Raw genomic sequence first — 12,922 nt, 5'->3', positions numbered from 1 at the left:
GCCGCCCACCGGCACACCAAGCAGCCCGGCCCAACAACACACCACTCGGCGCCCGGAACACCAGCGGCGCAACACGCCACTTAGGCACAACAAAACCGCCCAGCCCCACAGGGGGCCGGGCCGGTGGGCGTCGGTTCCGTAAGCTCGCAACCGAAAACCGCCCAGCCCCACAGGGGCCGGGCGGCTCAGACAATCAGCGAGAGAGGGTCAGCGCAGGATCACGACGATGTCCGGATCACCGAGACCGCTTTCCTGACGGACGCTCGAAATGCCAAGCTTTGAAGCAATGTCCTTGGCGGTTCCTTCCATGCGCGGGTCTTCGTAGAAGACAGTGGAGGTCTGGGTGGTCCATCCGTCAGCATTTGCGGCGCTGGTTCCCGCATAGCCGGCCTGGTTTAGGATCTGTGCCTGCTGACCCGCGTATCCCTGGGTGCCGGTGCCGTTGAGGACCTGGATGACAGCTCCGTGGTCAGGCTCGGCGGAGGCCGAGGAAGACGAGGAACTCGCGGAGGGAGTCGGGTCAGCGGACGCGGTGGCGTCGGCCGTGGGCGCGGTGTTGGGGCTCGCGGAGGAGCTGGGCGCCGTAGACACCGCCGTGGGCGTCGAGCTAGGTGTCGTGGTCTGTTGGCGCGACAGGGCGGTCGCCGCTGCCCATCCGAGGGCGGGAACGATCACGAGGATGGCCAGGAAGGGCCACACGTTCTTCCACCTGGACGGCTTGGGGCGGTGCATGCCGACGGGCATATCTTCGCCGGCGCGGTCAAATTCATCCCTGGGGTACTGAGAACTCACGCGTTCAGACTATCGGAAAAGAGGGAGTGGGGCGCGGGTGGCGCGCGGGTAATGTGGCGTGGCTTGTGCGGCATTAGGCTGGTGCTATGAGTGATTACAATCCCCGTCCGCTGGCTGAGTTGATTGATCCGGGGTGGGCTCGAGCGCTCGCACCGGTTGAGGAGCGCGTCCACGAGTTGGGCGCGATGTTGGCCACTGAGGTCGAGGAGGGGCGCGGTTACCTGCCCGCGGGCACGGATGTTCTCCGTGCCTTCACGTACCCGTTCGACAAGGTCAAGGTCCTGATCGTTGGGCAGGATCCGTATCCGACCCCGGGGCACGCCATGGGGTTGTCGTTTTCGGTGCACCCGGGCGTTGCTTTGCCAAAGTCGCTCATCAATATTTTCCGTGAACTGAGCGAGGACATGGGTATTCCCGCTCCGACGTCGGGGGACCTGACGCCGTGGAGCGAGCAGGGCGTGTGCCTCCTCAACCGTGTGTTGACGGTGCGCCCGGGTGCTCCCGCGTCGCATCGAGGCCGCGGCTGGGAGGAGGTGACCCAGTGCGCGATTGACGCACTGGTGTCCCGGACAAGGCCGGATGGATCGCGGTTCCCCCTCGTGGCGATTCTGTGGGGGAAGGACGCTCAGTCGCTCACGCCCAGTCTCGGCAATACTCCGATTATTGCGTCCGTGCACCCGTCGCCACTGTCCGCGTATCGCGGCTTTTTCGGGTCGAAGCCATTTTCGCGCGCGAATCAGCTACTGGAGGCGCAGGGCGCGACGGGCGTGGATTGGTCGCTGGGCACTTCTCATTGACGAGGCCGGGGTACCTCACCCGAACGGGCGAGGTGGGCTGCGGCTGCGGTGCCGCGGTGAGGGACTCCATGGAGCCGGCTATCGGACTCGAACCGATGACCTGCTGTTTACAAGACAGCTGCTCTACCAACTGAGCTAAGCCGGCGGCGGACACTAGTGTGCCACAGGTGGGGGCTCGTGCGCGCGGGCGGGCCGGATCGGGGTCAATGAGCGCGCAGCAACGCGATTCCCAATTGCGCAGTGTGGATAACTGGCGCGCGCCTCAAGGACTTCCAACGAGCCGCAGGGATTTGACGTTCGCGCCAAAGAAGTGGGGGGTGGGACCGCTTGGCGGTCCCACCCCCCACTGATCGAAGGCTCAGTTGGAGCTGTTGGTTGTCTCCGAGCTCTGGGCTTCGTCAGTGCCGCTCTGGGAGGGCTCGGTGGCCTCGGGGGCCGGGGTCTCGGTGGCACCCTGGGACGCGGAATCAGTAATGCCGTATTCCTGCGCGATGGTCTCGCGCAGTGCGGCCAGCTGAGTGCCGAGCGGGATCACCGTGGAGCGATCCTTGACCAGCTCGGGGGTGCCGAGGCTGCCGTTACGACCGTTGTATCCGGCGTTCTGCCAGGCGGTGGTCGATGCCTTGAGGTAGTCCTCGACGGCGTTGACCGGGAAGGTATCGATAACATCGGAGGGAACACCCACCTCGGCGGCGATCACCTTGACCTGCTTCCAGGAGGCGTCGAGGTTCTGGACGACGGTGCCGTTGGAGGCCTGGAACTGGGTGCGGAAGTAGGCGAGCAGTGCGTGGTGGAAGTCCACCCACTTGTCGGGTGCCTTCTGCGCGACGACGAGCGATGCGCTGGCCGCGGGCTTCAGGTAGTCCATGTTGACCGTGATGACCGGCTGGAGCTCAATGTTGTAGTGACCTTCGGCGGCCCAGGTGGTGAGGTCCTTGCCCATGTATGCGTCAAGGTCGGCGCACGCGTGACAGGTGTAGTCGAAGTATTCGGTGAGGGTGGGCAGATTCGGATCCGCCTCGGCGACGACGCCGTTTGCGTTGACGATGATCGGGCGACCGTCAGCGTATGGGCCGAGGACCTCGGAGGCATCGACGTTGCGCGCGGCGTTGACCTGCGCCTGCTGCTTCCAGATCACACCGCCGACGGCTGCGACGACCGCGAGGACGATCGCGGCGACGGCGGAAATGACGATGATGCGAGTGCGGCGGTCAGCGCGCTCCTGTGCCTGGCGCATCTGCGCGGCTTTGGCGCGCACGGGGTCGACGGCCGGCTTCTTCTTCTGAGCCATGGACTCACCTTCCGAAAGTAGTTGAATGTTGCAAGAATATCGGGCGCGGCGTGGCCGCGCTTAGTGCGGCAGCCCACCTGTGACGATGAACCACGCACCCGCAAGGAACGCACCACAGCCTACCGCGAGGAGCCCGCGCCCCCAGGCAGGACGCACGATCGTGCGCAGCGTTGTGGACACGCCAACCCTCAGATCGGCAGCAAACGGCATGAGCCAGGCAGTCAGCATCATGAGCGCGGCGAGTGCCCACACGACGATCGTCCCACGCGGGTCGCTCAGCCAATAGTCCGTGCGATCAACACCGGTGGACGCGACGACATTGGCAGGCCATGACCACAGGACGCGCCCCTCGCGCGAGTAGGACACGAAGGCCCAGATCCCGTACGGAACGAGGCCCCCGACGACGAGGCCGAGCGCCGTCGACAGGATCGAGCGCACCAGCAGGATCGGCGACATGGCGATGACGGCCGCAGTGTCGCTAGCCTTTGCTCCTCGCAGAATCCGACGACGCGACAGCCAGCGCGACATAGCACCGATCAGGCCGAAAGCAGTGAGCGCGATCCCCACGATCATGGATCCGGTGAGTCCGAAAAGGAAGGGCAGGGAGGCCAGGAGGGCCATCAGCGCACCGCCCGAGATCCACGTCCCCTTCACCGTGGACGAGGCCCCCTCCGCCGAACCGGCGCCCATCCCCATCGCCGGGTTGGGGTTCCACTGGGGACCCGCCCCCAACGGTACACCCGCAACACCGGCCTGCGGATAGGGCTGCTGTCCGTATCCGGGGGCAAAACCGGGATCATACGCGCCCTGCGGACCCGGGTACTGAGGCTGAGCGTAGGGGGCCATGACCTCGGTGGGATCCGAGTCGTCGACGCTCTGCCAGACGTCGGTGGCGTCGTCGTGCCAGACAACTTCCCCGGTGTCGTCGGACCAGTCGCCATACCCCTGTGCAACGGACGCGGTGTCCACCACGTCGGTATGGTCGTTGGCCGCGGTGAACTCCGAGGCGTCGCGGCGCGGATGCTGCGGATAGGAGACGGCACGCGCACCGGAGGCGTCCGGGCGCTGCCCCGCATCCTCCCACTCGGGAGGCGCGGCGATCTCCTGGGGGTCCGAGTTCACCATCTGCGTGCGCATGCCCGTGTCGAGCAGCTGCGCCCAGTTCACGGTCACGTAATCAAGCTCGCCGGGAGCCCACCCGACGGCGCTCATGAGATCGGCAACAATCAGGGAAGGCGACGGTCGATCGTCCGGATCGGGGGCGAGTCCCCCCGCGAGCGCGTCGGCGACCATGGGGTGCAGTCCGGCGAGGTCGGGGTCCCCTTCGAGGACACGCAGCATCGTGGCCGACACGTCGCCCTTGCCGAACGGCGGGCGCCCGGTGGCACAGGACAGGAGTGTGGCGCACCACGCCCACCAGTCAGACTCCTTCGTGGCACCGCGGCCCTGGAGCAGTTCGGGCGCGGTGTACCCGGCCGTCCCCGACACGAGGCCGGTGCTCGTCAGGTGCTGATCGGAGGTCGCCATCGCGATACCGAAGTCGATGAGGACCGGGCCGCGCGGCGAACAGATGATGTTGGAAGGCTTGATGTCGCGGTGGATGACGTTCGCGTGATGAACGGCCGCGATCGTGGAGGCCAGGTGATAGGACAGAGCAGCGACGCCGCGCAGAGGAACCGGCCCGGAGACGAGGATTTCCGCGAGCGTGGGTCCCTCCACGTACTCCGAGACAACGAAAGGCTGGGAGGCCTCGGTTTCCGCATCGACGATGTGCGCGACGAAGGGTGAGCGCACGGAGTTCACCGTGCGCGTCTCTCGTTCCAGGCGCTGACGCGACTCCTCCGAGGCGGCCATCGCCGGATGCATGGCTTTGAGGGCGACACGCGTGCCGCCCCCGTCTTCGGCGAGCCAGACCGTCCCCGCCCCGCCCGTACCGAGCCGACGGATCAGCCTGTAGCCGCCCAGTTCCTCGCCTTCTTCCACGCCCTCAGCCTACCTGGCCCCTCTCCCATCTGCGGCCACCCGCGCGGGGCGGCCCCGGCCTCGTCCCCAAATGAGATGGGCGAACACGCACTGTCAATCCATCATGTGGCCCGAACTGTACACCCGCGAGCGAGCGTGCTAACTTCGCTATTAGTCGCGCGCGCGGAACGATCCGCGTTCGCACTCCGTGGGCGAAGACGCTCCACGGTCACCCCACGACGGATCGTCCGGCACGTACCTGCCGGTGGGAAGGAAAAATCCATGGCAACCGTTACCTTTGACAAGGCCACCCGCGTCTACCCGGGTTCTGACAAGCCCGCCGTCGACCAGCTCGACCTCGAGATCAAGGACGGCGAATTCCTCGTTCTCGTCGGCCCCTCCGGCTGTGGCAAGTCGACCTCGCTGCGCATGCTCGCCGGCCTCGAGGACGTGAACTCCGGCCGCATCCTCATCGGCGACAAGGACGTCACGGACGTTCCGCCGAAGAACCGCGACATCGCGATGGTCTTCCAGAACTACGCTCTCTACCCCCACATGTCGGTGCGCGAGAACATGGGCTTCGCCCTGAAGATCGCCGGCACCCCGAAGGAAGAGATCAACAAGCGCGTCGAAGAGGCCGCTAAGATCCTCGACCTGGAGCCCTACCTGGACCGCAAGCCCAAGGCCCTGTCCGGTGGCCAGCGTCAGCGTGTCGCCATGGGCCGCGCGATTGTCCGTAAGCCCCAGGTGTTCCTCATGGACGAGCCTCTGTCGAACCTGGACGCGAAGCTGCGTGTCCAGACCCGTACTCAGATCGCCTCCCTGCAGCGTGAGCTCGGCGTCACCACCGTGTACGTCACCCACGACCAGACCGAGGCTCTGACGATGGGCGACCGCATCGCGGTCCTCGCCGGCGGCCTCCTCCAGCAGTGCGGCACCCCGCAGGAGATGTACGAGCGTCCCGCCAACGAGTTCGTCGCTGGCTTCATCGGCTCCCCCGCCATGAACCTGGGCACCTTCACGGTCGAGGGCGAGTGGGCCAAGCTCGGCCCCGCGCGCGTGCGCGTCTCCGAGGCCGCCCGCGCCGCGATGACCGCTGAGGACGGCGGAAAGATCAAGATCGGCTTCCGTCCCGAGGGCCTGGACGTCGTTGCAGACGGCTCCGACGGCTCCATTCCCGTCGAGGTCGACTTCGTCGAGGAGCTCGGCTCGGACGCCTACGTGTACGGCCACCTGGCCGGCGCCGCCGAGGGCGAGACCCTGGGCTCCGGCTCCGAGGGCACCGGCAAGCAGCTGATCGTGCGCGTTCCCCCGCGTACTGCCCCCGCGCGCGGCGGCGTCCTGCACGTGCGCATCCGCGAGGGTCAGCAGCACAACTTCTCCGCTGCAACGGGTGTTCGCCTGCCCGAGTGACGCATAGCGCTCACGCACAGCGATAATCGGCCCCGGTCTCGTCCTCTCGTACCTCCTGGACGAGGCCGGGGTTTCGCTATGCCCGCATGTGTTCTTGGCCGCGACTAGCGACTATGCCGAGTCGGGGCTATGCGCGCAGCCTTCGAGATGAGACAATGGGGAACATGGCTCTGGACATTACGGCGGCCGCAATTGACCCCGCCCTTTTGGACCTCCCGTGGGATGTTCCCCTCGAGGAGTGGCCGTCCAACCTACTCGCGGCACTGCCCCGCGGCATTTCCCGCCACGTCGTGCGCTTCGTGAATCTGTCTGGCCGCGTGCTCGCGGTCAAGGAGATCGGTCCGACCGTCGCCCATCACGAGTACGACCGCCTGCGTGACCTGAAGCGGCTGGACGCCCCGTCCGTCCAACCGGTCGCCGTCATCACGGGACGCGAAAGCCCCGAGGGCGAAGAACTCAACGCGGCCCTCATCACCGAGCACCTGCAGTTCTCCCTCCCCTACCGCGCGCTGTTCTCCCTGTCGATGCGCGAGGACACCGCGACGCGCCTCATCGACGCGCTCGCCCTCCTCCTCGTTCGCCTCCACCTCCTGGGCTTCTACTGGGGCGACGTCTCCCTGTCGAACACGCTGTTCCGCCGCGACGCAGGCGAGTTCGCCGCCTACCTGGTCGACGCCGAAACCGGCGAATTGCACCCGAAGCTCACTCCCGGCCAGCGCGAGTACGACGTCGACCTGGCCCGCACGAACATCATCGGCGAACTCATGGACCTCCAGGCCGGCGGTTTCTTCCCCGAAGACGCCGACCCCATCGACGTCGGCGACCGCATCCGCACCCAGTACGACCTGCTGTGGAACGAAGTCACCGCCGAGGAGTCCATTCCCAACGAGCAGCGCCAGTACCTCGTCAGTGAGCGCATCCGCCGCCTCAACGACCTCGGTTTCGACGTCGCCGAGCTGCACATGGCCACCGATTCCTCCGGCGAGCGCCTCGTCATTCAGCCCAAGGTGGTCGACGCCGGCCACCACAACCGCAAGTTCATGCGCCTGACCGGCATGGACGTCGGCGAGCACCAGGCGGCGCGTCTCCTCGCCGACATCGACGTGTGGCGCGCGACGAACGGCTTCCAGGACCTTCCCCTCGAGCAGGCCGCCCACGAGTGGCTCACCGACGTGTTCGCCCCCGTCGTACGTGCGATTCCGCGCGAGCTGGCGGGCAAGCTGGAGCCCGCGCAGCTCTACCACGAGTATCTCGAGCACCGCTGGTACATGGCCCAGCAGGCCGGTCACGACGTGCCGCGCGAAGAAGCCGTGGCCTCGTACGTGGACACTATCCTGCCCTCCAAGCGCGACGAGGCCGTCCTCATCGAGCCCGCCCCAGGTCGCGCGTCCATGCTCAACGCCGAGGCGAACCCCGACCTATGGTGAGGGGGCACAACGCCCCGTCCCGTTCACGCTAGGAGCACCTATGTCTGAATTTCCTCGCATCTTCGCCCACAGGGGCGCGTCTTCCCTGGCTCCCGAGAACACGATCGCCGCGTTCGCTAAGGCCATGGAGGTCGGCGCGCGCTGGTTCGAGTTCGACGTGGACATCACGGGCGACGGCTCGCTGATCGTCATTCATGACGACACCCTGGACCGCACGACAACGGGGTCCGGCTCGTACTACCAGCTTGGATTCGCGGACATCCGCCGGCTCGACGCGGGGCGCTGGTTCTCCGACACGTACCGCTTCGAGCGCATTCCCGAGGCCGCGGATGCCCTCGCGTTCGCGTACGCCCAGCAGATGGGTGCGAACCTGGAGATCAAGCCCTGCGCGGGCGGGGATCGCCTGCGTGAGCGCCTGATCGAGGCCCTGGCCGTCACGCTCGCCGGAGACAAGGTTCCGTCCCGACTCATCGTCTCTTCCTTCGACCACGACCTCCTCGCGGCCTTCCACGAGGCCTGCCCGACGGTTGCGCTCGGCTGGCTGATCGAGCGCGCCTCCGAGGAGTGGCGCGAGGGCGCGGCCGCTCTAGGTGCGACAGCGATTCACCCGGGCGTTGAGGGCCTCGCCGAGTCCGACGTGCGCGCGATGCGCGACGCGGGCTTCGAGGTCAACGTGTGGACCGTCAACGACGTCGAGCAGGCCCGTGAGCTGGCCTCGTGGGGCGTCACCGGCATCTTCACGGATCGCCCGCAGGACTTCCCCGCCGAGGCCCTGAAGGCCTGACGGGTGCGGGCGCTTGTGCGCCACCACCCTGAATTGCTGACGAATACGCGCGCGGCCTGCGCCCGCGCCAGCATCGACAGACAAAGCAGCCGGGGTCGCTCACGCGACCCCGGCTACCTGATACGTATGCGACGGACGGCTCCTTACGCCTCGCCTGCGCGGCGTGTGAAGCGCTTGGAGACGTGCTTGGCCAGCGACAGCTCGGCAATCGAATCGACGACCATCAGGCCGCCCACGATGCCCGCGAAGCGCATCCAACCCGAGCGCGGCGACGAGGCACGCACGGCGGCAACCAGCATGCCGGTACCGACGATGGCCTCGGCGGCGACGGCGGCGTGGATGATCCACGGACGCTCGACAGCCACGGACTCGTAGGAGTTCCACAGGGGCTTCACGACCGACTGCGGCTGACCCATCATGATGTCGACACTGCGTCCAATCGCGTTGGAGATGCCGCGAGCCAGGTGCACGGACGCCCCCTCGACGTCCTCAATGTCGGTGGTGCCCAGGAGGAAGCCGGCGACGGATCCGGGCAGGCCGAGGGCGCGCACGACCTTCCACACCGATTCCTCGCCGGTCGTGGCCACGGACGCCCACAGGGCGTCGGCGTCGGAGCCGGGGACGGCCTCGGCAATCTCGAGGAGATCGAGGCGATCGCCCACCAGGTCGATGACCTCGCCGGGCAGCTCTGCGGTGCGGTCGTGTCCGCCGGGGACGATCGCAGCGTCCATGCCCCAGTTGTGGGAGATGATGTGCTCGAGGTGGTCGTCGGTGACCAGGAAGACCTGGAATTCACCGTCCGTCACGGAGAGAGTGACGAGGGGCAGATCGCCGAAGTTCCAGCCCTCCTTTTCGGCGGGGAGCTCAGCAAGAAGCGCGCGGTGCCCCTCGGCGAGCTCAAGGTCGCCCAGGTCCACGCCCTCGAGGGCTGCCAGGAGCGGCACGGACGACGCGGGGGTGCGACCAATCTCGACGATGCGGGTCGGGGTGGGCTCGACGGCCGCAGCCTCCTCCTCATCGGAGGGCCATACCTTACCCAGCGGCGAGTCTCCCTCGGGCAGGTGGTCGGCCGTCGCGTTACCGATGCGCACCTCGGCGTCGAACAGGATGGCGAGTTCGTCGGCCAGTTCGGCGGGGGTGGGGCCGGGAACAACCTCCGTCGATCCGGCGGGCACGGTAGCGACGCGCTCCTTATCGACCGCGACATTGAGTCCGAGCAGCTGCGGCGAGGAGGGGAACCACTCGAGCTGGGCGAGGATCGACCGCTCCTTCAGCTCGCCGGCGACCACGCTGGGATCCAGATCGTGGCCGATGATCATGCCTTCAATGCGAGTCCATTCCTGGGCCATGTCGCTACCTTCCTGTCCGTGGTGAGGACGTCTCACCACTCTATGGTTCCATTGTGTCGCGTGGGTCGCTATTTCGCTCGCCCGCGCGGTCAGTTACGAGATTTTGTGTCGCTGCGCCCCGCCCCACTCGACGGCTGTGAAGCCGGTGCGTGTCGGTGGAGGCGCGAAAGTCTGCGGTTGGACGACGGTATTCGCATCGGCCTCGCGGATCGTCATGAACACCCGAATGAACGTATCCGGCGTGACGCTCGCCCCGGCCTCGTCCGTGAAGCTGTAGGAGGCCCGCTGCGTGTAGACGCTCGCGTCGAAGGACACGAACGTGTACTCGTAGGCGCGCATCCGCGGAGCCCAATAGGTAATGAAGTCGGCAGCCTCGCGGTCGGTGAGCCCGAGCTGGGCGAGCTTATCCTCCAGGAAGGGCACCGCGTCCTCACGGGAGACCACGAACCCGGCGTCGGGATCCGGAAGGGTCATCGCCCCGTCCCAGAACAGCGACGGGTAGGTGCGGCCCGCCTGGTCCGTGAGCGTTCCGTCGGGCGTGGCCGTCACGGTCCACGAGGCCTGGGTCCCTCGTTCGGTCGCGCGTTGGTTGTCCGGGGCCGGATACACGGTGTCGAGGCTGCCCTCCAGATCGAGCGTCACCGTCAGTTGTTGCTCCTCCTGCGGGTACAGGTAGAGGACGGGCTTTTCGGGAAGAAAATGATGCTCGTCGCTCATGAGCATGTAGAAGAAGCCGGTCATGAGGGCCACATACAGGACGGCGAGAACGGTCATCAGCACTTTCTTCATGGCATCACCGACTCTCTGCTATCGAACCCCGTCGTTGGGCGTTCCACGCTGCGACCCATTGCGCAGTTGCCCCATCATACGGCGCACAATCAGCCGGTTTCAAGAGGCTGGTGGGGGTCGACGATCCCCACACAGGCCTCTCGCGTCTACACGCGGACAGGTTTGAGTCCCGCGTCATACGCTGCTATCCTGACCCGTTACGCGGTTCCACACAACGCGACCGCCTCCCTCACGTGAAAGCAGCTACCATGCCTCTTCTGTTCCTCGCAGCCATTGCCGGCGTAGCAATTCTCTTTTTCGTTATGTTCCTGTGGGCGAGCTTTGTCTCCGCGTCGCCCGGCGAGATCAAGGTCATCTCCGGCCCGCGCGGTCAGCGTGTCCTCCACGGCAAGACGGGTTGGAAGTTCCCCCTCCTGGAGCGCGTGGACACCATGACGGCCTCGATGATTTCCGTCGACGCCCAGACGACGGACTTCGTCCCCACTAACGACTACATCAACGTGCGTGTCGACGCCGCCGTCAAGGTCCGCATCGCGACTGATGACCCGACGCTGTTCCGCGCTGCGACGCGAAACTTCCTGTACAAGACGACCTCCGAGATTTCCGAGGAGGTGCGCGACACCCTCGAGGGCCACCTGCGTGCGATCATCGGCCAGATGCGCCTGACCGACATCATCACCGACCGTGCGGCGTTCTCCGAGCGCGTTCAGGAGAACGCGAAGCAGGACCTGGAGGAGATGGGTCTTGAGATCGTTGCCTTCAACATCCAGAACGTGACCGACCAGAACGGCGTCATCGATAACCTCGGTATCGACAACACGGAGCAGATCCGTAAGACTGCGGCCATCGCGAAGGCGAACGCGCAGAAGGAGGTCGCGCAGGCGACCGCCGTCGCCCAGAAGGAAGCGAACGACGCGCAGGTCGCCTCCCAGCTGGAGATCGCCCAGAAGCAGACGGACCTCGCCAAGCGCCAGGCCGCTCTGAAGGTCGAGGCCGACACCGAGAAGGCGAAGGCCGACGCCGCCTACGAGATCCAGTCGCAGATTCAGCGCCGCGACATCGAGCGCGAGACTGCGCAGGCCGACATCGTCAAGCAGGAGCAGCAGGCCGTCATCAAGGAGAAGGAAGTCGTCGTCACCAAGCAGGCCCTGCAGGCCGAGGTGAACGCGAAGGCCGACGCCGACCGCTACGCCGCCGAGAAGAAGGCAGACGCGGCCCTGTACGCGCGCCAGCGCCAGGCTGAGGCCGAGGCGTTCGAGCGCACCAAGAAAGCCGATGCCGACAAGCAGGCCATGCTCGCCGAGGCGCAGGGTATCGAGGCTCGAGGCCGCGCGGAGGCCTCCGCGATCGGTGCGAAGCTGACGGCCGAGGCCGAGGGTCTCGAGAAGAAGGCCGAGGCCATGACCAAGATGAACCAGGCAGCCGTGCTGGAAATGTACTTCCGTGCGCTGCCCGAGGTGGCGCGCGCCGTGGCCGAGCCCCTCTCCAAGGTCGACACGATCACCATGTACGGCGAGGGCAACAACGCCCAGATGGTCGGCGACATTACGAAGTCGATCAGCCAGATCAACGCGGGCCTGGGCGATTCGCTGGGTCTGGACCTTCAGCAGATGTTCACGGCCCTCGTGGGCGCCAAGGTCGTCTCCCCGACGATCTCCGACGCGGTTGCGGAGGGCGTGCGCGACGCCGCCTCTCCGACGACTGCGCAGGAGTGAGCGAGGCTCACGCTCAACGCGGGCAGTAGCCACCTGCGCCGCGGCCGCGCGAAGCGCGACAGTGCGCGAGGAGCCTCCATACGTGAGGCGGGCAGCTATTGATAGTGGTCGCTCGCGATACATAGCGCGTGTAATACGGGGCGGGATCCTACGGGGTCCCGCCCCGCTGCTATGCCCAGCTTCCCTGCTGTCGGCGCTCCGCCGTTGGCACCCCACCGTCGACGCTCCACCCCCACAAAAGTCGCACGTAATTTAATCCGGTCACTTTTTGAGATACCTAGAAAACGTTGCAATTCCAACGACGCTATTTCACATGTTGAAGTAGTCGCTGGGGAATTACGTGCGACATAACGGGTTCCCACTCCAGCTAGCGGGTTCGCGTGCGACCAACACGCCAGACAATGAATCCGCCAAAGCGCAGACCCATTCAGCCAAAACCGTCGTTTTTGGGTGCCTTTCACCCAATGGGTCTGCACTTTTGCCGCAACAACGCTCCAGACCGCGACCTCATCGCCACCAATCGGGGGAATTGCACTACACGAGCGTCCGACACGCCGACGACACACCGCCAGCAGGATTCGTGTAGTGCATCCCCCCATGGTC

General features: G+C 66.2%; 10 protein-coding genes and 1 tRNA gene. 5 read left to right on the top strand and 6 right to left on the bottom strand.

The features are described from left to right. Nucleotides 1-207 precede the first annotated feature (207 nt). A complete protein-coding gene (locus tag HMPREF1137_RS08730; RefSeq protein ID WP_034497554.1) occupies nt 208-744 on the bottom strand; it encodes a LytR C-terminal domain-containing protein in 537 nt (178 codons plus the stop codon). Between the two features lie 134 nt (nt 745-878). On the opposite strand from HMPREF1137_RS08730, the gene HMPREF1137_RS08725 reads away from it, so the two are divergent. Then, on the top strand, nt 879-1,589 hold the full coding sequence (locus HMPREF1137_RS08725; protein ID WP_009054483.1) for a uracil-DNA glycosylase: 711 nt from the start codon (nt 879-881) through the stop codon (nt 1,587-1,589). Nucleotides 1,590-1,658: 69 nt separating this feature from the next. On the opposite strand, the gene HMPREF1137_RS08720 is transcribed toward HMPREF1137_RS08725, so the two are convergent. The 3 genes from HMPREF1137_RS08720 to HMPREF1137_RS08710 form a co-directional block, all read right to left on the bottom strand. Beyond that, nucleotides 1,659-1,734, bottom strand: a tRNA-Thr gene (locus tag HMPREF1137_RS08720). A gap of 213 nt (nt 1,735-1,947) precedes the next feature. Further along, the gene (locus tag HMPREF1137_RS08715) at nt 1,948-2,880 is read right to left on the bottom strand and encodes a DsbA family protein (protein ID WP_009054478.1); all 933 of its coding nucleotides are present in this window, start codon (nt 2,878-2,880) and stop codon (nt 1,948-1,950) included. Nucleotides 2,881-2,940: 60 nt separating this feature from the next. Beyond that, nucleotides 2,941-4,863, bottom strand: coding sequence for a protein kinase domain-containing protein (locus tag HMPREF1137_RS08710; RefSeq protein WP_009054482.1), 1,923 nt, complete (start codon nt 4,861-4,863; stop codon nt 2,941-2,943). A 261-nt stretch (nt 4,864-5,124) separates the two neighbouring features. On the opposite strand from HMPREF1137_RS08710, the gene HMPREF1137_RS08705 reads away from it, so the two are divergent. From HMPREF1137_RS08705 to HMPREF1137_RS08695, 3 genes are all read left to right on the top strand, one after another. Further along, nucleotides 5,125-6,255: an ABC transporter ATP-binding protein gene (locus HMPREF1137_RS08705; RefSeq protein ID WP_009054491.1), complete on the top strand. Its 1,131-nt coding sequence runs from the start codon at nt 5,125-5,127 to the stop codon at nt 6,253-6,255. 164 nt (nt 6,256-6,419) lie between these two features. Further along, nucleotides 6,420-7,682: a DUF4032 domain-containing protein gene (locus tag HMPREF1137_RS08700; protein ID WP_009054486.1), complete on the top strand. Its 1,263-nt coding sequence runs from the start codon at nt 6,420-6,422 to the stop codon at nt 7,680-7,682. Between the two features lie 40 nt (nt 7,683-7,722). Beyond that, nucleotides 7,723-8,466, top strand: a complete 744-nt coding sequence (locus HMPREF1137_RS08695; RefSeq protein WP_009054490.1) for a glycerophosphoryl diester phosphodiesterase — start codon at nt 7,723-7,725, stop codon at nt 8,464-8,466. 143 nt (nt 8,467-8,609) lie between these two features. On the opposite strand, the gene HMPREF1137_RS08690 is transcribed toward HMPREF1137_RS08695, so the two are convergent. Beyond that, nucleotides 8,610-9,815 (bottom strand): hypothetical protein, encoded by a 1,206-nt coding sequence (locus HMPREF1137_RS08690; protein ID WP_009054480.1) that lies wholly within the window; start codon nt 9,813-9,815, stop codon nt 8,610-8,612. Between the two features lie 93 nt (nt 9,816-9,908). Further along, on the bottom strand, nt 9,909-10,604 hold the full coding sequence (locus HMPREF1137_RS08685) for a hypothetical protein (RefSeq protein ID WP_034497552.1): 696 nt from the start codon (nt 10,602-10,604) through the stop codon (nt 9,909-9,911). Nucleotides 10,605-10,852: 248 nt separating this feature from the next. Between HMPREF1137_RS08685 and HMPREF1137_RS08680 the strand changes: the two genes are divergently transcribed. Further along, nucleotides 10,853-12,319: a flotillin family protein gene (locus tag HMPREF1137_RS08680; protein ID WP_009054476.1), complete on the top strand. Its 1,467-nt coding sequence runs from the start codon at nt 10,853-10,855 to the stop codon at nt 12,317-12,319. Nucleotides 12,320-12,922: the final 603 nt, after the last annotated feature.

It is taken from the genome of Actinomyces sp. ICM39, assembly GCF_000282935.1.
Lineage (GTDB): Bacteria > Actinomycetota > Actinomycetes > Actinomycetales > Actinomycetaceae > Pauljensenia > Pauljensenia odontolytica_B.
The sequence above is the reverse complement of the archived record's forward strand: the minus strand, read 5'-3'. Positions and strand labels throughout refer to the sequence as shown.

What these genes read in the sequence shown, in the direction of transcription:
- HMPREF1137_RS08725 (WP_009054483.1), top strand. Translation starts at nt 879, where the DNA reads ATGAGTGATTACAATCCCCGTCCGCTGGCTGAGTTGATTGATCCGGGG.
- HMPREF1137_RS08690 (WP_009054480.1), bottom strand. Translation starts at nt 9,815, where the DNA reads ATGGCCCAGGAATGGACTCGCATTGAAGGCATGATCATCGGCCACGAT.
- HMPREF1137_RS08695 (WP_009054490.1), top strand. Translation starts at nt 7,723, where the DNA reads ATGTCTGAATTTCCTCGCATCTTCGCCCACAGGGGCGCGTCTTCCCTG.
- HMPREF1137_RS08685 (WP_034497552.1), bottom strand. Translation starts at nt 10,604, where the DNA reads ATGAAGAAAGTGCTGATGACCGTTCTCGCCGTCCTGTATGTGGCCCTC.
- HMPREF1137_RS08715 (WP_009054478.1), bottom strand. Translation starts at nt 2,880, where the DNA reads ATGGCTCAGAAGAAGAAGCCGGCCGTCGACCCCGTGCGCGCCAAAGCC.
- HMPREF1137_RS08680 (WP_009054476.1), top strand. Translation starts at nt 10,853, where the DNA reads ATGCCTCTTCTGTTCCTCGCAGCCATTGCCGGCGTAGCAATTCTCTTT.
- HMPREF1137_RS08705 (WP_009054491.1), top strand. Translation starts at nt 5,125, where the DNA reads ATGGCAACCGTTACCTTTGACAAGGCCACCCGCGTCTACCCGGGTTCT.
- HMPREF1137_RS08700 (WP_009054486.1), top strand. Translation starts at nt 6,420, where the DNA reads ATGGCTCTGGACATTACGGCGGCCGCAATTGACCCCGCCCTTTTGGAC.
- HMPREF1137_RS08730 (WP_034497554.1), bottom strand. Translation starts at nt 744, where the DNA reads ATGCCCGTCGGCATGCACCGCCCCAAGCCGTCCAGGTGGAAGAACGTG.